15 protein-coding genes and 2 pseudogenes are annotated in these 18,614 nt (G+C 42.1%); 13 read left to right on the top strand and 4 right to left on the bottom strand.

The window, feature by feature from the left end:
* The 3 genes from IQ244_RS19455 to IQ244_RS19465 all read left to right on the top strand — a co-directional run bounded on the left by IQ244_RS19455 (window position 1) and on the right by IQ244_RS19465 (window position 3,156).
* Window positions 1-1,566: a pentapeptide repeat-containing protein gene (locus IQ244_RS19455; protein WP_193897094.1), complete on the top strand. Its 1,566-nt coding sequence runs from the start codon at window positions 1-3 to the stop codon at window positions 1,564-1,566.
* 43 nt (window positions 1,567-1,609) lie between these two features.
* The gene (locus tag IQ244_RS19460; RefSeq protein ID WP_193897096.1) at window positions 1,610-2,203 is read left to right on the top strand and encodes a DUF1517 domain-containing protein; all 594 of its coding nucleotides are present in this window, start codon (window positions 1,610-1,612) and stop codon (window positions 2,201-2,203) included.
* Between the two features lie 68 nt (window positions 2,204-2,271).
* Complete coding sequence (locus IQ244_RS19465) at window positions 2,272-3,156, top strand: hypothetical protein (protein ID WP_193897098.1); 885 nt, start codon at window positions 2,272-2,274, stop codon at window positions 3,154-3,156.
* Window positions 3,157-3,279: 123 nt separating this feature from the next.
* Here the strand turns inward: IQ244_RS19465 and IQ244_RS19470 are convergent.
* A pseudogene (locus tag IQ244_RS19470) lies at window positions 3,280-3,489 on the bottom strand (Uma2 family endonuclease); the annotation flags it as partial.
* 217 nt (window positions 3,490-3,706) lie between these two features.
* Between IQ244_RS19470 and IQ244_RS32560 the strand changes: the two are divergent.
* The 8 genes and pseudogenes from IQ244_RS32560 to IQ244_RS19510 form a co-directional block, all read left to right on the top strand.
* Window positions 3,707-4,939, top strand: a pseudogene (locus tag IQ244_RS32560) (caspase family protein); the annotation flags it as partial.
* A 21-nt stretch (window positions 4,940-4,960) separates the two neighbouring features.
* On the top strand, window positions 4,961-6,070 hold the full coding sequence (locus IQ244_RS33395; protein WP_416209784.1) for a DUF2610 domain-containing protein: 1,110 nt from the start codon (window positions 4,961-4,963) through the stop codon (window positions 6,068-6,070).
* A 165-nt stretch (window positions 6,071-6,235) separates the two neighbouring features.
* A complete protein-coding gene (gene rpsB / locus IQ244_RS19485) occupies window positions 6,236-7,030 on the top strand; it encodes a 30S ribosomal protein S2 (protein WP_193897104.1) in 795 nt (264 codons plus the stop codon).
* A 149-nt stretch (window positions 7,031-7,179) separates the two neighbouring features.
* The gene (gene tsf / locus IQ244_RS19490; RefSeq protein WP_193897106.1) at window positions 7,180-8,124 is read left to right on the top strand and encodes a translation elongation factor Ts; all 945 of its coding nucleotides are present in this window, start codon (window positions 7,180-7,182) and stop codon (window positions 8,122-8,124) included.
* Between the two features lie 399 nt (window positions 8,125-8,523).
* Entirely contained in the window at window positions 8,524-9,348 is an 825-nt protein-coding gene (locus tag IQ244_RS19495) for a hypothetical protein (RefSeq protein ID WP_193897108.1), read from the top strand.
* 65 nt (window positions 9,349-9,413) lie between these two features.
* Window positions 9,414-11,888: an ATP-dependent DNA helicase RecG gene (gene recG / locus IQ244_RS19500; RefSeq protein ID WP_193897110.1), complete on the top strand. Its 2,475-nt coding sequence runs from the start codon at window positions 9,414-9,416 to the stop codon at window positions 11,886-11,888.
* Between the two features lie 223 nt (window positions 11,889-12,111).
* A complete protein-coding gene (locus tag IQ244_RS19505; RefSeq protein WP_193897112.1) occupies window positions 12,112-12,639 on the top strand; it encodes a DUF192 domain-containing protein in 528 nt (175 codons plus the stop codon).
* 489 nt (window positions 12,640-13,128) lie between these two features.
* Window positions 13,129-13,356: a DUF2949 domain-containing protein gene (locus IQ244_RS19510; RefSeq protein ID WP_193897114.1), complete on the top strand. Its 228-nt coding sequence runs from the start codon at window positions 13,129-13,131 to the stop codon at window positions 13,354-13,356.
* A gap of 213 nt (window positions 13,357-13,569) precedes the next feature.
* On the opposite strand, the gene IQ244_RS19515 is transcribed toward IQ244_RS19510, so the two are convergent.
* Both IQ244_RS19515 and IQ244_RS19520 read right to left on the bottom strand, forming a co-directional pair.
* Entirely contained in the window at window positions 13,570-14,721 is a 1,152-nt protein-coding gene (locus IQ244_RS19515; protein ID WP_193897116.1) for a pyridoxal-phosphate-dependent aminotransferase family protein, read from the bottom strand.
* A gap of 476 nt (window positions 14,722-15,197) precedes the next feature.
* Entirely contained in the window at window positions 15,198-15,863 is a 666-nt protein-coding gene (locus IQ244_RS19520; RefSeq protein ID WP_193897118.1) for a PEP-CTERM sorting domain-containing protein, read from the bottom strand.
* A 214-nt stretch (window positions 15,864-16,077) separates the two neighbouring features.
* Here IQ244_RS19520 and IQ244_RS19525 point away from each other — a divergent pair, with 214 nt between their 5' ends.
* Window positions 16,078-16,743, top strand: a complete 666-nt coding sequence (locus tag IQ244_RS19525) for a glycosyltransferase family 2 protein (RefSeq protein ID WP_193897120.1) — start codon at window positions 16,078-16,080, stop codon at window positions 16,741-16,743.
* Window positions 16,744-16,751: 8 nt separating this feature from the next.
* Window positions 16,752-18,080, top strand: coding sequence for an ABC transporter substrate-binding protein (locus IQ244_RS19530; RefSeq protein WP_193897122.1), 1,329 nt, complete (start codon window positions 16,752-16,754; stop codon window positions 18,078-18,080).
* A gap of 1 nt (window position 18,081) precedes the next feature.
* Here IQ244_RS19530 and IQ244_RS19535 read toward each other — a convergent pair whose 3' ends face one another.
* Window positions 18,082-18,441, bottom strand: a complete 360-nt coding sequence (locus IQ244_RS19535) for a cupin domain-containing protein (protein ID WP_193897124.1) — start codon at window positions 18,439-18,441, stop codon at window positions 18,082-18,084.
* Window positions 18,442-18,614: the final 173 nt, after the last annotated feature.

Genomic DNA, 18,614 nt, shown 5'->3' on the forward strand with positions numbered 1-18,614 from the left:
ATGACTGTAGAGGAATTACTCGAACAATACGCAGCAGGGGTTACAAATTTTAGCGGTATCGAACTTTGCGAAGCGAACCTGAGTGGTGCCAAACTCAGCGGAATAAATTTCAGCGAAGCTAATTTGAGTATAGTGAATTTGAGTGGGGCAAATCTCAGCGATGCCAATTTGTGCCATGCTAAGTTGAATGTCGCTCGCCTGAGTGGTGTAAATTTTGTCGGTGCAATCATGAATCATGCCAGTCTGAATGTGGCAAACTTGATTCGTGCTGACCTCAGCCGCGCTCAATTGCGGGGTGCTTCTTTGGTACGTGCTGAGTTAATTCGGGCAGAACTGAGCCGTGCTGACTTATTTGAAGCTAACCTCAGTAATGCTGATTTGCGCGAAGCTACACTCCGCAAAGCCAATCTTCGTCGCGCTAATTTGAGCGAAGCAAGTCTCAAAGGTTGTTCACTGGCTGGTGCGAACTTGGAAATGGCAAACTTAAACGCCGCTGATTTGCATCGTACTGACCTGAGTGGAGCGAATTTACGTGATGCGGAATTTAAACAGACAAATCTGACCCACGCTAACCTCAGTGGCGCAGATTTAAGCGGGGCGAACCTTCGTTGGGCTGATTTGAGTGGCGCAAAACTCTGTTGGGCTGATTTAAGTGGCGCAAAATTGAGTGGGGCGAACTTGATGGGAGCAGACCTGAGCAATGCTAATTTAACTAATACCAGTTTTGTCCACGCAAATTTAACTGAAGCAACATTAATTAAAGCAGAATGGGTTGGTGCTGATTTAACAGGCGCAACCTTAACCGGGGCTAAACTGCATTCCGCCTCACGATTTGGGCTAAAAACAGAAGGAATGATTTGTGAATGGGTTGATCTTAGTCCAAAAGGCGATCGCTCCATCATCCAAAAGTTTGAAGCCGACGACCCAGGCGACTTCTTTAACGAAACTCCGCCAACTATTCGCATTATCGTCGATGCCGCCCTCGAACCAGAAGCCAATTTTGCCCTGGCTGGCGCTTACTTCCACATTGCTCAAGAATATCGCATCATCAAACAACCCCCCAGCATGGAAATTGGCCGTCGCCGCACAGTTTTTACATTCCGGGTAGATAGCGATGAAGCGTTATTACCCACAGCTTGTCTGGCTATTCTCCCCTTTAGGGATGCCAACAGTATGCACAAAAGCATTTACCAAGTGGTAGAGATACTTAATAAAGAAGATGTATCCAACTTAGATATAAAAATATCCCATCGGGTGAAGCAATTGACTACCCTGATCGAACAAGCTATTAGTCAAGCCCAGACTATTCGGCAAATGAAAAAAAATCTTGAATTAGCCGCGAAAATAAATTTCTTTAGAGCGCCGACGCAAACAATCTTGACTAATTCCAGCGCCCAGACATTTACAGTATATGATAACCCCTACTTTGGTAAAAAATTTATTAATACCTCACAACTAGATGCGGTATTTCTCGCTGATAAATCCAGAGAAACTGCCACAATTACACCAATTTCCTTAAATGTAGTTGTAGATTTTCTCAAAAGCTTTCACTATATCAATGAATAAGAAAATCTCTATGTTCCCAGAAACGAATTTTTGGAGGTAGCAAATGCGTGATACCTTTAACAGAATGGTTGGTCGGACTCGCTACGTAGTCTGTCGGTTGTTTATCCACTTAAGCGGGTCGGATATCGCCCCAATTTTAGGCGTATTAAATCATGCTGCTAGAGAAGCAATTGATGCTGATGGCGACTTGCAGGTTTTAGGAGAAGTATTAGTCGAACTCAGCGAAACCCTGCTGCGTTACGATGAATATTGGATGTCTGCGGCTAACGAAGGCGACGTATTTTGGAGTGAAGGCGAAGCAGGCGATTACGTCAATGAATTATTTACTGACTCGGCCGAAAGATATGGTGCTGATATTGATTTGGACTCTCCCTCTGGGTTTGATGAACCCTTTTCGATTCCAGTTACACGTAACGTTGTAGTGATGATTACCATAGCTTCTGAAGGCGAAGTCCCAGAGTTAGAAACAGACTTAGCAAATATTCACGCACTCAAAGAAGGTTTAAGAGCCTTAATCAATTTGCACTACAAAAACAAACTTAAAGCTATTCAAGTGCATTTTTCGCCAGCACAGTTAGGTGATGAACTGACCAACGATCACCTGTTGCAATATTACCCAGAATTGATACCTTTGTAGATTGTTGGGTTGTCCGCACACCAGCCATTTTAAGAAGTTGTTAAGCTCGGAGATAAGACAATACTGCAATGATCATGACCATATTACGTAAATTTACAGTTGTTGTTTTAGCCTTGAGTTTGTGTATAACAACTGTTGCTTGCGGGGGTGGAGAGCAAACTACTCCCACAGGGCGCAATGTTAGCCAAACTTCTACCACCACCAAATTGAGTGATGGTCAGTATCAAGTACAACAAGCTACTTACGACGATGGGACAGGGGAATACACACTGTTCTTACTGAACAGTAAACCGCCAACCTTTACAACCGAAAATGTGCAAATGGCACGGCTGACTGATGAAGAAATTAAAGCCGGTAAGAAATCTTACTTGAAGGTAGAAAACGGACAGCCAGCTTTGTACCTCACAGAAGACTTCAAAATTGAGTACGTCCACAACGTTACGCAAACTCAAAATAATCCCCAAACCGGACAACAAGAAACCGTTGTCGTCAGGAGAGAAAACAGCTTTTGGTCGCCCTTTGCTGGTTCTTTAGCTGGAAGTATCGCGGGTCAAGCAATTGGTAGTCTGTTATTTAGACCCCAATATTATGTGCCACCTGTTTATCAACCAGGCGGAGTGTTAAATGGGTTTGGTGGTTACGGTTCTACCTATGATCAAGCTGTTAGCAGCTATCGCAGCCGCTATAATGCACCCCCCGCAGCGGTGAGAAATCGCACAGCTTTCCGTACCACAGGCAATATTAGAAGGACTTATCCTAGTGGTTCTAATGTCCGCACTACAACCCCTCCCAGAACTACAAACCGTCCTAGCGGTTCTGGTTTTGGTTCTAGTGAACTGCAACCATCTGGTAAATCTAGCACTACCAGACGTAATTCCGGTAGTAGTTTTGGCAGTGGCGGTCGGAGTCGGAGTCCTAGCCGTAGCGGTGGTTTTGGTAGCAGACGGCGTTAATCAATTTAGTTAACGTCAAATTTGTGTAGGTTGGATTTTTGCTGGCTTTTTGAAGGGTACTGCGTAAAATCCAATCTACGCATTTTTTATCTGATTTTTCCAGTCCAATTACAAATTCAAAATTTATACCAACCCAGCTTGAAAAATTTGATTTGGAGTCAGGTGCAATTCAGGAAAAGTTTGGGAGATAATGCGTTCTCCGAAGGAGTTGCCGTAGGCATCGCTGTCTTGAAACTTACTAATCTGATATTCTCCATCAACTAGATTACAAACAGAAATTGTCGGTTGTTTGGGATTCCCAATAAAATTGCGTCCACCCAACGCCGCATCATCTCGAAATAGTGAGTTTCTCCAGGTTTTGCGCCCACGTTAAAAATTCTGAAATATTGTCCGTATTTAACGCAAGGTTGAGTATGATTACATAAATTGACGAAAGTGAGAGGTGCCGAGAGATTTTGGCGGGGAGCGATCGCTAAAAGTTCAATATTTCTCACCACCACACAGCTTCATCATTAGCTGCTTCCCCTGTTGATTGGAGATAAGATGGGCTATGCTATTGCTTCCTGCCTGTAAATTGAAGTTGACTCCCCTGGCACTAGTACTTTCCCTGGCTGTATCAGGGGTGTCTATACTGTTATGCCCCATAGCTATTAATCAGTCTCAAGCCGCAGAAATAACTCCCAAACTACCGGGAGTTAAACTGAGTGCATCAAAACGCTTTGCCTTAGTTGTAGGTATCGATGACTATCCTGAAGACCCTCTGGGTTTGCCAGTGAGTGACGCAAAACTGGTCAAGCGAGAACTAGAATCAGTAGGTTTTGAAGTAACGCTGGTTATCAATCCAACAATAGGAGCTTTGACAGAAGCTAGAGATGCTTTCGTCAAAAAGATAGATAGTTCTGGTGATAACGTCACAGCCTTATTTTTCTTTGCTGGACATGGGGTACAGTTTGACGGACATAACTATTTGATTCCAGCTAAGTCTAAGCTTCTTTCTGCGTTCAGTAAGGCCGCCTTCATTGATCAAGCAATGGATGCACAGCTTGGTATTCTCAACTACCTAAGCTAGTCAAAGGCTTCACAAGTCATCTTCGTCCTGGATGCTTGTCGCAATAATCCTTTCAATCCAGGGCATCGAGGTAGTAGAGATGCTGGACTAGCAAAGATGAATGTCAATCCTGGTGGCCCCGATACTTTTATTTTATTTGCTGCTTCACCCGGTCAAGTTGCTTTTGATGGAGATCGAGATGCTGCAAATAGCCCTTTTAGCCAAGCCTTTGCCAAAGCAATCTCTCAACCTGGCTCTTCATTACCGACTGTCTACGAGCAAGTAAACGAGCAAGTGAGGAAAACCACGGATGGGAAACAGCGTCCTTATCAGGAAGGGGTGCTATTTAACTTTAAGTTCCGTGAAGCTCTAGCAGAACCGATAGTAGCCTCTGGACAAGCTCGGTTGCTAGAAACAGGGTTTGAAAAACGTCAGTACGATATTGTGAATGATGGCTACAAATTGCTTAGGCAGACCCTAGCTACAAAATCGATCAACGATATTCAAAAAGCTGCCGAGGGTGGAGATGCAGAAGCTCAGTACCTATTGGGAATTGCCTACAACGCTGGTGAGGGAGTTACTGCTGACTCAGAACGAACAGCCTATTGGTTAAGACGGGCGGCAACCCGCGGCTTTAGTCGCGCCCAATTTGCTTATGGACAGCGACTTTATTGGGGTTGGGGACAGACTCAACCCAATAAGAAAGAAGGATTTGACTGGTGGTTAGTAGCTGCTGAAAATGGTAACGCATCAGCTATGTTGGAAATTGGTGCAACTTATCTCTACGGAAGAGAAGGGGTTCCAGGGCAAGACATAACCCAAGCAGAAAAATATTTCAATCAAGCACTATCAGTTGGAGCATTAGAGGCGGAAACCAATCTCGGCCGTCTTTATGGGGAAAAGGCAAAAAAAGCTCAAAAGGCAGGAGATACCAAGACCTTTGCACAAGCCAGCGAAAAAAGACTAGCTTACTTTCAGAAGGCTGCTCAAAAAGGCTCATCCGATGCTATGTATTCCTTAGCTGATATGTATCGTTATGGCGATTATGTCAAAATGGATGTGCCAAAGGCAATGGAGTGGTACAAAAAATCCATATCTGTGGGCAATAGTGATGCTGCCGTAGAGCTGGCAAAGCTATATGTTGATGAAAGTGCAACAGGATTAGGGAAATCACAGCCAGAGGAAGCGGCCAAGTATTTCCGCATTGCTCTGAACCTTGGTTCTAAAATGGCTGGGGTAGAATTGGCTGACCTAATTAGAAACGGTAAAATTAAGGTTAATCCCAAGACTTCTCAAGAAGCAATCCAGCTTTATGAGCAAGCTGTTATTAACGGTTCATTGAGGGCGGCAGCTCATCTTTCAGATATTTATCTCAAGGGAGAATTGGTAGCAAAAGACAGGAAAAAAGCTGAACAGTATGGGCTAAAAGCCCTGGAACTAGAGAAAACAACGAAACCAGATAGCGAAGATGCCTGGCCGATGTATGCACAGATTGCTTATACTAACCTGCTGAAGCTGTATAAAGTGGAAAAATTAGAGCCAGCTAAACCTCAGCTAGTTAAAGCGATCGAGGATCGGGTTGGTTTGCTGCCCATAAACGATCAGATGAAGCTCTTGACTCGCTTTACTGTTCCAATAACCTGCGGAACGATAAAATCTCCTTTTGAAGTCTATGTGTGGGATTGGAAACTAAATGAACCTCCAACCACAGCCCAGTTTGATTGGGTAGAAAAAGCAAGAGGCTGTGAAGTTCCAAAGGATGTCGTTGAGTCATTTCAAAAGCTATATAAGATTGCACGCGAGAATAATGTTTCTTTCCGAGAGTTGTCTATTTATGCTTTAAGTAATGCCAACCAGAAGAAGTAGGGACTAAGCAACTACCTCTATCAAATCATTGCTTTTATTCACACTAAACATAACTGTGTTACCCTAGTAGAGTTGTCTAAATTCCGCACATCCAGGAGTTCGGGTGTTTTCTTAGATGAAAATACACCTGGGTGGAGGTTTAACCCGAATAGGAGTTAAAAATATATGCCAGTCGTTTCCTTGGCTCAAATGATGGAGTCAGGTGTTCACTTTGGACACCAAACCCGTCGCTGGAATCCAAAAATGTCTCCGTACATTTATACTTCCCGCAATGGTGTACATATCATCGACTTGGTGCAAACAGCCCAGTTGATGGAAGACGCTTACAGCTACATGAGAACCCAAGCCGAGCAAGGGAAAAAATTCTTGTTTGTCGGCACAAAGCGTCAAGCCGCCGGAATCATTGCTCAAGAAGCATCTCGTTGTGGCGCTCACTATATTAACCAACGCTGGTTAGGTGGAATGCTCACTAACTGGGCAACCATTAAAACTAGGGTAGAACGCCTGAAAGATTTGGAACGCCGAGAGGAAAACGGCGCTCTGGATTTATTGCCGAAAAAAGAAGCTTCAATGCTGCGTCGGGAAATGACAAAGCTGCAAAAATACCTGGGTGGGATTAAAACCATGCGGAAAGTCCCTGACGTGGTAGTAATTGTCGACCAGCGCCGGGAATATAACGCAGTTCAAGAATGCCAAAAACTGTCAATTCCCATTGTGTCCATGTTGGATACCAACTGTGACCCAGATGTTGTGGATATTCCTATCCCCGCCAATGATGACGCTATCCGATCTATCAAGCTGATAGTCGGCAAATTGGCGGATGCCATTTATGAAGGCCGTCATGGTCAGCTGGATGCAGAAGAAGAATACGAAGATTACGAAGGCGGCGAGGAAGATTACGAATACGACGAAAGTGAATACTCTGACGCGTTAATTCCCGACGAAGAAGAGGAGGAATAAAGTATGGAGGATGAGGTTCTGAAGTCTAAAAAATAAAACTTCAGACTTCAGACTTCAGGCTTCAGACTTTCTTCAGTTCTGAGTAAGATAGAAATACTCAACGCCCGTGAGCGATAAAAACTCTAGGTCAAGTTAGGAATTGAGGCAACATGGCGGAAATATCTGCAAAACTCGTCCAAGAGCTACGCCAAAAAACTGGTGCCGGCATGATGGACTGCAAAAAGGCGCTGAAAGAAACTGACGGCGACATTGAACAAGCTATAGATTGGCTACGGAAAAAAGGCATCGCTTCGGCGGGTAAAAAAAGCGATCGCATCGCAGCTGAAGGTTTAGTAGACACCTACATTCAGCCAGATGGCAAAGTCGGTGTACTCATAGAAGTTAACTGCCAAACTGATTTTGTTGCCCGCAATGATGCTTTTAAATCCTTAGTTAAGAGCCTCGCACAACAAGCGGCTACTGCGAATAGTGTTGAGTCTTTGCTGGCTCAATCTTACATTGGAGATAACAGCATTACTGTAGATGAATTCATCAAGCAAAGCATTGCTAGTCTTGGTGAAAACATTCAAGTACGCCGTTTTATCAACTTTGCACTAGCAGATGCGACACCAGGAGTGATAGATAGCTATATCCACACTGGTGGTCGTGTGGGTGTGTTAGTTGAGATCAAAACCATTACTGAATCAGCTGCGGGTAACGAAGAATTCCAAGCCTTAGCACGGAATGCGGCAATGCAAGTTGCAGCTTGTCCCAACGTTGAATATGTCAGCGTAGACCAAATCCCTACCGAAGTTGTCCAAAAAGAAAAAGACATTGAAATGGGCAAGGATGATTTGGCAAACAAACCTGAGAACATCAGAGAAAAGATTGTTCAAGGACGGATTGAAAAACGTCTGAAAGAGATGACTTTACTCGATCAGCCTTACATCCGTGACCAAAGTATTTCCGTAGAAGAATTGGTCAAACAAGTGAAGGCGAAAGTCGGTGAAGAAGTCCAAGTCAGCCGCTTTGTACGCTACATCCTAGGCGAAGGTATTGAGAAGCAAGAAACTAACTTTGCTGATGAAGTTGCGGCTCAAATCGGAGCTAAGTAATTTTTTGTCAATGGTCATTAGTCAATTGTCAATGCCTATTTCATTTGACTCTTGACTCTTGACTCTGGACAAATGACTTTTTTAAGACAGGTCAGTTACACTACGCTGACCTGTATTTTATTATTTAGAAAGTAATTGCGTACATTTGTACCATAATCAAACTTATACTAATTTAAAAAATGATTGCGAAAATGGATTGACAGAAGCTAAACGTATAGCAGGAGACAGGCTTCCGCCGTGAGCGTCAGCCGTTCGCTGAAAGCGTTCCCGAAGGGTACGGTGACAGAGCGAAAAGTTTTTTATTGTTTAAGTTTTATCGCTTACCGATGTCCCAACTACCTTGGCTACAGCTAGATAAAGCAATCCAAAATCGGATCGGATGAGTAATTAAGAAACAATATGGCGAGAGCAATTGAGCGAATTGATCGAGATTTGGCAATGCTGGAAGAAGCGATAAGGGCGATCGCAGCCGAACTTCAAAGCGCCTATACTATTTATCTCACCCTCTTAGGTGAAGCCGTGCGGAAGCAGTTGATTCTAGCAAGTTATCATCTGTGTACTCAGGGTTATCCCGAAAACTTTTTAAAGTTGTCATTAAATCAACGGCAGAAATTACAGCAAGCCATCCGCAAATTAGGCAAACAGCTATCTGAACAATTACTCACCTATGTTAATGGTGAAGCAGTTCCAGAAGATGAGGTTGTTGCTGAAAATGCCGGGAATGATGATGAAGAAATTGTTGTGGAGAATTCCCGACTCAACCCTCCTGACTCTTCTAAGCCTGTAGAACTGGCAAAATGGCAAAATAGTTTAGAAGAATTGACGCAACAAGCACTGAAAAAAATCTCTCACGATACAAATGTGTTGTTGCAAAAAGCTGATATCTTACCCAAAAAAGTCCCAGAACCAATTTTAGAAGCAGCCGCAGCAGCTTCCGAAGCCGCCGCCGAAATTATGCCAGGGCCACCAAATCTTTTAAACTTGGTCATCGAAATTGATGATGAGCAAGATGAAGAAGAATCTAGCTTGACACAGATTATGGCCATTAATCTGCGACTAGGAGAAGTTGAATTTGCCGACGCAACACTGGCTTCTAGCCGCAAGCAAATTCGGAATATCTTAGTACAACTCCAAAAACTCGGACGGGAGTATCAAAAAAAGCAGCGAGAACGTTCGATTGCGGAAGCGGAAGCGGCTTGGCGCTCAAGTTGGTATGAAGATTAGTCAAAAGTCAACACTAAAGACGATTGACCATTGACTACTGACCATTGACCATTGACTAATAACCAATGACTAATGACACACCAGATTGGATACGCTTGCATAAAGCCTTGGCAATAGAAGCAGAACACGGCTTTATCGACTTGATGGGCAAACAATACCGCTTTAGTGAATTTCTCAGCTTGACTTTTGGGAAATTTCCAGCGGCTATCCCGGCTATTGAACGTCGCCGTTGGCAAGAATTGGCGACAAAATTTGCCAGCTATCCCAATTTGGCAGTCAAAGATAGACAAAACTTAATTACTACAACTCGTAGGTATCTTGACCAACTGCAAAAACAGCAAGAAGATCCAGAGGAGCTAGAGAAACAGGGGAGAAGTTATCCATCAAAAATTCCCAAGTCTACCCCTGTTGTGAATGAGGTGAGTCGGAGACTAGCGCCAAAAATTGACCAAAAACTTAGCGACTTACCAGAAATAGGTATTCGGAAAGCAGACAAATTAGCTGCGTTGCAATTGTATACTGTGCGGGATTTGCTGTTTTACTATCCCCGCGACCACATTGATTATGCGCGTCTGGTAAATATCCGCGAGTTGCAGGCGGGTGAGACGGTAACTATTGTAGCTAGTGTCAAACGGTGCAATTGCTTTACTAGCCCAAAAAATCAAAAACTATCTATTTTAGAACTGGTACTTAAAGATAATACAGGTCAAATTAAAATTGGTCGCTTTTCGGCTGGGGCGAGGTTTACCAGTCGGGCTTGGCAAGAAAGTCTCAAACGTCGCTACCCAGTAGGTAGTGTCATAGCTGCTTGCGGGTTGGTGAAAGAAAGTAAATATGGCTTGACACTAGATAACCCAGAATTGGAAGTTTTGGCAAATCCTGGAGACAGCATTGAGTCGCTGACTATTGGGCGGGTAGTGCCAATTTATGCCCTCACGGAAGGGGTGATGGCGAATATGATGCGTCAAGCTGTAACGGCAGTTTTGCCGGCAGCAACTTCTCTTAAAGACCCGCTGCCTAAAGGTTTGCGGGAAAAGTATAATTTGATGGAATTGAAAGATGCGATCGCTAATATCCACTTTCCCATTGATAGCGATACCTTACAATCTGCCCGTCGTCGGCTGGTCTTTGATGAATTTTTCTATCTGCAACTCGGCTTACTCCAACGTCAGCAGCAAGCCAAGGCGATTCAAACCAGCGCAATTCTTGCACCTAAAGGTCAGTTAATTGAAAAATTCTCCGAAATCTTACCCTTTCAATTAACTGGCGCACAGCAAAGAGTTCTCAACGATATTTTGAATGACTTGCAGAAAACCACACCGATGAATCGTCTGGTACAGGGCGATGTCGGTTCTGGTAAAACCGTCGTGGCGGTGGTAGCAATTTTAGCGGCAATTCAATCTGGCTACCAAGCAGCGTTGATGGCTCCTACGGAAGTCTTAGCCGAACAGCATTACCGCAAGTTAGTTAGCTGGTTCAATTTATTACATTTACCCGTGGAACTACTCACAGGTTCCACCAAAACAGCCAAACGCCGGGAAATTCACTCGCTGTTAGCCACAGGTCAATTACCTTTATTAGTGGGAACTCACGCCTTAATTCAAGATCCGGTAAACTTTCACCGCTTGGGGTTAGTGGTGATAGATGAACAACATCGCTTTGGGGTGAAGCAACGGGCGTTATTACAACAAAAAGGCGAACAACCCCATGTATTAACGATGACTGCAACTCCCATTCCGCGAACACTAGCCCTAACAATTCACGGGGATTTGGATGTCAGCCAAATTGATGAATTACCACCGGGAAGGCAAAAAATTCAAACCACCGCGTTAACAAGCCAGCAACGCAGCCATGCGTATGATCTCATTCGCCGAGAAGTTGCCCAAGGTAGACAAACTTATGTAGTGTTGCCTTTAGTGGAAGAATCAGAGAAATTAGACTTGCGATCGGCGGTAGAAGAGCATCAAAAGTTACAAGAAAGCGTTTTTCCCGAATTTCAAGTTGGGTTGCTGCACGGGCGTATGAGTTCAGCCGAAAAAGACGAAGCAATTACTAAATTCCGGGATAACCAAACGCAAATATTAGTATCAACAACCGTTATTGAAGTTGGTGTAGACGTACCGAATGCTACAGTGATGCTCATAGAAAATGCCGAACGCTTTGGCTTATCGCAACTGCACCAATTGCGGGGGCGGGTTGGTCGAGGTGCGGCTCAGTCTTATTGTTTACTTATGAGTAGTTCCCGCAGTCCTGATGCTCAACAACGGTTGAAGGTATTAGAACAGTCTCAAGATGGCTTTTTCATCTCAGAAATGGATATGCGTTTTCGTGGCCCTGGGGAAGTGCTGGGAACCCGCCAATCAGGTGTGCCGGATTTTACCTTGGCTAGTTTAGTCGAAGATGAAGAAGTATTGTTGTTAGCACGACAAGCCGCAGAGAAGGTCATAGAGATAGATGTCACCTTAGAGCGCTGGCATTTGATGAAAGAAGAGTTGAAATACCGATATGACAGATTAATGGGAGGTGCTATCCTAACTTAACTCAGCAATGATATGACTTACACAGTTTTTGGAGCAGGGGTGGTGAGGGTATAAGGGTATGGAATGTAAAGTTTTTGCCCACCTACACCCCTACATCCTTGTATCCCTGTACCTTTCTCTAAAGCCATAATTGCCGATAAGACCAAAAAAGATCCCAAAAGAAGTGGGCTTTCTGGGGTAAATTCTGTAAAATCAAAATTTAAATAACAAAATGGCAAATTTTATGATACGTTGGCTAAGTTTACTGCCAATCATGCTCAGTTTGTTTCTGATGGGATGTTCTACGCAAACAACGGCTAACCCTCCTGTAGAGAAACCTAATTCGCCAATTCAAGTGCCAAGAGCCACTGGTCAAACACTACCAATTTCCGCTAAGGCAATTGTTCCTAACGGGACAACAATTGATTTGGAAGTAGCAGTGACTCCTGATCAGCAAGCAAAAGGCTTGATGAATAGACCTGCCTTACCAGATAATCGCGGTATGTTATTCAAGTTTGCTTCTGCACAGCCTGTGCAGTTTTGGATGAAGAATGTACCTGTAGCCCTGGATATGGTCTTTTTACAAAATGGAGTAGTGAAGTATATTCAAGATGCTGCACCTCCTTGTACTAGTGATCCTTGTGCAACTTATGGCCCAAACGTACCAATTGATACTGTAATTGAACTGCGTGCAGGAAGAGCTAAAGAATTAAAGCTCAAACTAGGAGATAGTGTCACAATTAAACTTTTAAATAACAGTAGCTTACGGTAAGAAGACCTAAAAACCTTGGTTAATTAGGTGCGTCAATATCTAATTCAATAATGTTTTAGTAAAAAAACTGTTAAGTAGATATGAACTCGCAAATTGTCTCTAAAGCATCTAATATGATGACAAAAATAGTAAAAAAAACTACTTAAGAGGTAAAATAACAATCTTAAGGTTTCATTGAGAAAGATCTGCCTTTTGGCGTAAGTGTAAACAGTCTCTCATAAGGGAGCATAGGCTATGGAATCTTTGTTACTTAAAGTGTAATTAAATAGAACACTCAGGCAAATTGAGGATGAAACTAATTTAACTTGCCGAAGTGCTGTTAGAAATTTAGGCAACTAGATAACTGTAGAGACTGGAATTTCTCAATTTTTGGGAAAAAGTCTTCTATTTTAAGGATTATCCAGCAATATTTTGGGATCTTAATCCGGTAATTGCACAGTCTCAACTGAAGTAGTAGCTGCGGACAAAAGAGGAATGGTGAATCGATATATGACCATACACACTAAACAAGGAGGTGAGTTACAAATGTCACCATCAACATATTCACGACTGATTCATTTTTTACAGGAAGATTTGTCAATTTCGGCAGCATCTCTGGCAGTAGCCTTACGGCATCGGGAACAAGATCCTGGGCCTTTGCCGATGATTCTTTGGCAGTATGGGTTGGTTACGATGGAACAGTTAGAACAAATTTACGATTGGCTAGAAACTGTTTAAGTATGAATGCTCATGGGGGAGAATTAAGGTATGTCACATCCACCCTGCCTAGGAACGAGGCTGATAGATAGGGCAATTAACTTTTACCAATCCTACTTATTTATATCCAAGTTGAAAGAGCGAGTTAAAGATGTTTATCCTACTCGCTCTTTTAATTTTGGTCATTTGTCTTGAGTTTTCACATATTGACAATTGACCATTAATGATTAACGGTTAACCATTCAGTACTCTAGCTGCTGCGGCTACACCAGCACCTGGCGTGAAGTTTTCATAGCCAAGTTCTAACAGCACCACTTCTAGGGATGCTATGCAGCTAAGGATATCGCGATCGCTCACAAAACCCAAGTGACCAATCCGGAAAATTTTATTTTTCAGATGGTCTTGACCACCAGCTAAGGCAATATCAAAACGCTTGTTCATCAAGGAACGAATTTTATCCGCTTCAATATCTGGTGGTGCTACCGCTGTAATTGCTGGACTAGCATGACTATCTGCGGCAAACAAGGGTAAGTTTAAGCCTTTAATTGCGGCGCGGGTTGCATTCTTTTGCCTTTCATGTCGTCCAAAGATGGATTCTAAACCTTCTTCTTTCATTATCCCCAAGGTGGTATGCAGCGCCACAATTAAATTGACAGGAGGAGTGAAAGGGGTGGTATTTTTGGCGGTAGATTTGCGATATTTACCTAAATCTAAATAATATTTTGGTAATTTAGCTGTTTTGTAAGCTTCCCAGGCTTTCGCACTAACAGACACAAAACCTAAACCAGGGGGAATCATGTACCCTTTTTGCGAACCGGAGGCGACGACATCTAATCCCCACGCATCAACAGGTAAATTGAATGCACCCAAACTAGTCACAGCATCCACAATAATTAAAGCTTCACCGTGTTCTTTAACGTGGCGGTTGATTGTTTCTAAGTCATTGAGAACACCAGTTGATGTTTCGCTGTGAGTGATAACAACAGCTTTGATTTCTTTAGCTGTATCGGCTTGTAGTTTGGCTGCAAACTCTGCTGGATCTAAAGGTTTACCCCATTCTGCTGTAATGGTTTCTACATTTAAACCGTAGGCTTGGCTAACTTCTGCCCAGCGTTCACCAAATTTACCATTACAGCCAATTAAAATGCGATCGCCTGGGGAAAGAAAGTTAATAATCCCAGCTTCTACTGCACCTGTACCGCTGACATTCAACATCAGCACATCGCTTGTGGTTTGATGCAGCCATTTGAGGTTAGCTGTCACCTCCGCCAAAATGTTACTAAACTCACTGGTACGATGACCAATGGGGTGCTTGGCTAAAGCCAGTAAGGCGGCTTCTGGCACTGGTGTTGGGCCAGGAATCATCAGCATCAGCTTATCTTTCATGTCTGTTTCCTAATATTCAAATAACAGTTAAAGGTTTAGGGATGGCTAATTCTGGAGCAAAATTTATACATATTTATTTGAGTTTTGCGCCAGTATTTTTTGTCTTCTCCAAATCCATAAAATTCTTGGTCAGCTTGACCTTGACAATTTATTGAGAATTATTGATAACCGGAAATTCTGGTTTTAGGCAATTCAATACCCGCGTCTGATAGTCTAGTAGGGGCTAATCTTTGGCTAACGGAAAGGAGACATCTAAGTTTGTTATCCAGTTTGTTGAAGTTTGATGGCAGCGATTATCTAGAATCTCACAAATTGGTTACAGGTACAATGACTTAGAAAATTTTGTCGTGTTTAGTTTGAACAGGGAGTAGGGAACAGCAAAATCCCCCTAATTATTTTTTCTCATAAAACTAAGAGCGATGCGCGATCGCTCTCTCTACCCAATTATCCACATAACCGCCCATTGCTGGTCAGACTTATTTAACAGCGCCTTGCTGCTTTCTCTTCCGTCGTAAAGCTACACCAAAAGCACCCGCAGTTAATGAACCGATAATAGTCATCGGTTCGGGAACAGGTTCGCTACCAGCAGAACTAGAAGTGCGAACAGTTAGACTTGATCCCAAAAACCTATCAAGTGTATTTACAACCCCAAATCCGATAGTGTATGTTCCGGCTGTATTGAATGTGTAAGAAGTCTGAGATGCAGTTTGGCCAAAATTACCCACTTGGCGGACATCAGCCAGTCTATTCAAAGACGTACCAATAGAGTAGAAAGAAAAATCGTTGTAAACTAAAGAACTTAGATACTCATCGGTTTGGAACCGCCAATTAAATCTCAAAACATCCCCTGCTTGGACTGTAATAGTATTTTTAATTGCAGAACCATTGATCACATTTTGAGAGTTAAAAGTATCTAAGGCTCTATTTGCTAGTCCTAAAAATGACTCTACAGCAGTATCTGCCACTCCCCCATCAGAAGAAAGTCCGGCTTGCTGATTACTCAAGTTAAAGTTGCCAACACCCTGCCAGCCAGTAAAATCTGAGATATTGATCACTGCTGCTTGAGATGGACTCGCAGCAAAAAAAAATGTTGCTCCACTACCAGCCAGCAGTAACATATTCATCAAACTAAAACTTTTCATTATATTTACTCTTGTGAAGATTATAAAGTTGCTGACAAAAATCTGCTAATGCAGTCAAAAATAAGACAATAACTACAAAGAATTACTTATTTCTTTACATCAGAGAAAATGACTAAATGGTTCGGTATCCTTATATTAAAACGAGAGTATATACTTTGTTAACAGATCTCAGCAAAATTACTAAATTAATCTAACAGGAGAACGCTAATCACTTATGTCTAGCACTGTCATGTTTAATCTGGTTCCTGAAATATCAATTATTCTCTGCACATACAATAGAGCCAAGTATTTAAAAAGATGTATTGATAGTATTATTAATCAAACTTTTAAAGACTGGGAGTTAATAGTAGTAGATGACGGAAGTATAGATAATACTTTTGATATTGTTAATTCTTATGTGCAGAATTACAATAATATCCGTTATTTTAAACATCAAAATAGAAAACCTGGATATGCCAGAAATGCAGGTATTCAAGCATCTTTTGGGGCATATATCACATTTATTGATAGTGATGATGCTTATCAGATAAATCATTTAGAGTCACGTCTGGAATATATGAAGTCTCATCCAGAGCTTGACTTAATTGAAGGTGGATTTGCCACGGAAGAAGAAATTTGGGTAGTCGATTATTTCAACCAAGATAAAACAATAAATCTGCGAGAGTGCGTAGTAGGCCCAACCTTTTTTGGGAAAAGACACGTATTTTTCGAGTTAAAAGGATTCAATGATATTCCGTATGTTGAAGATACAGAATTATGGTGCAGAGCCGAAAAAGTTTTTAGAACAGAAAAACTCACTGAACCAGAAACTTACCTTTATACAAGAGGAGAAACGAGTGTTACCAAGACATTTTTAGATGAAAAATCTCAATCTAGGTAATACTTGCGATGAAAATTAATTTTGTTTTACTTAATTCAATCAATTATTTTAGGAAAATCAGCAGTTCGGTTTGGCAAATTTTATTGCGAGGATTTTTATTGAGTTTATGTCTATTATTTTTATGGGGTTGTCAAATTTCAGCACATAAAGATAATGATGTAATTCATTTAACTTTATGGCATGGCATTAACCCGCCACCAAATCGTGATGTGTTTCAAAAGCTCGTCAATGAATTTAATCAAAACCATCCTGACATCCAAGTAGAATCTATTTATGCAGGTCAACTAGACCAACAAATACCAAAAATTCTCACAGCCGTTGTCGGTAATGTTCCACCAGATATATTGTTTTTCAACCCGCAAATTACAGGGCAACTTATAGAGTTGAATGCAATTTTACCTCTAGAAGATTGGTTAGATAAATCGCCATTAAAGTCAGAGATTATTGAAAATTGCTTTGGTGAGATGCAATTAAATGGAAAGATTTGGTCGGTTCCCTTATGGACTGGGAATATTGGGATTTTTTACAGACGGGATCTGTTTAAAGCGGCGGGAATTACCGAACTACCAAAAACTTGGTCGGAATTGCGCCAAGCTGCTAAAAAATTAACAATAGACAAAAATGGCGATCGCCAGCCTGAGCAGTATGGTATGTTAATGCCGCTAGGGAAAGGAGAATGGACAGTCTTTACTTGGTTTCCTTTTTTATTAGCGACTGACGGAACATTAGTCAAAGATAACCGCCCTAATTTAGTTAATCCAGAGACAATTAGCGCTTTACAATTCTGGCAAGACTTAATCAAAGACGGTTCTACTAAATTCTCTGCCTTGGAAAGAGGATATGAAGAAGATGATTTCATTGCTGGTCGCGTAGCTATGCAGATTACAGGGCCTTGGACATTCATCATGAAAAGCAACGTTGATTATGATGTACTGCCAATTCCTGCCAAGGTTCACCCAGCCAGTGTAATTGCTGGTGGTAATCTGTTTGTGATGAAAACTACACCCAAAAAAGAACAGGCAGCACTGAAATTTTTAGAATATGTGATTGGGGAAAAATTTCAAACTGAGTGGAGTATAGGTTCAGGTTTTTTGCCTGTTAATCTTAAATCTACTCAAAGCCAAACTTATCAAGAATTTCTCCAGCAAAAACCTGTAATGAAAGTTTTTCTTGAGCAAATGTCTGTATCAGGTACTCGGCCAATTATTCCTGGTTATAATCGCTTATCTGATAGTCTTGGTAGGGCTATTGAAGCCACAATGTTAGGCGAATCTCCCGAAAAGGCTCTCACTGAAGCGCAAAAGCGTTTGGATTTGATTTGGGATAATGAGAAATAATTTATTTGATCGTCACAGGTTCATATCCAGCATCGTAGGGTGTCACCACAGAAATAAATATCAAAGGCTCATCGCCGTGATTAAACACACCGTGAACACATTGGACTGGTGCTACAACCACATCTCCAGCCGTAATTGTTGTGCGAGTACCATCTATGTCTAAATAATATTGACCACTGCCGGATAAGATTGTCCAGGTATCCTGACCATGAGGATGAATGTGCGCTCCAATTTCTTGTCCGGGTTTGACATACCAAGCAACAACAACCGCATTTGGTGATTCCGTGACAACCGAACGAATTGGTTCACCATCTGTAGGTTGAAAAAAATCAGTACTCTTGAAAATCCTCTCTATATTCATTTTCTGATTAATCTAGGGTTGAACGATATACAGCAGAATTCAGAATAGATTTTCTACTAGCCTTAAGAACTATAGCAATTCCCAAGCACATGAAATACACCCCACCCGCGCTGTCGCGCACCCTCCCCTTGCCCTACGGTGTACACACAAGTCGAAAATTTGCCGTCTAAAAC

The sequence above is a fragment of the Nostoc sp. LEGE 06077 genome (assembly GCF_015207705.1).
Classification (GTDB): domain Bacteria; phylum Cyanobacteriota; class Cyanobacteriia; order Cyanobacteriales; family Nostocaceae; genus Nostoc_B.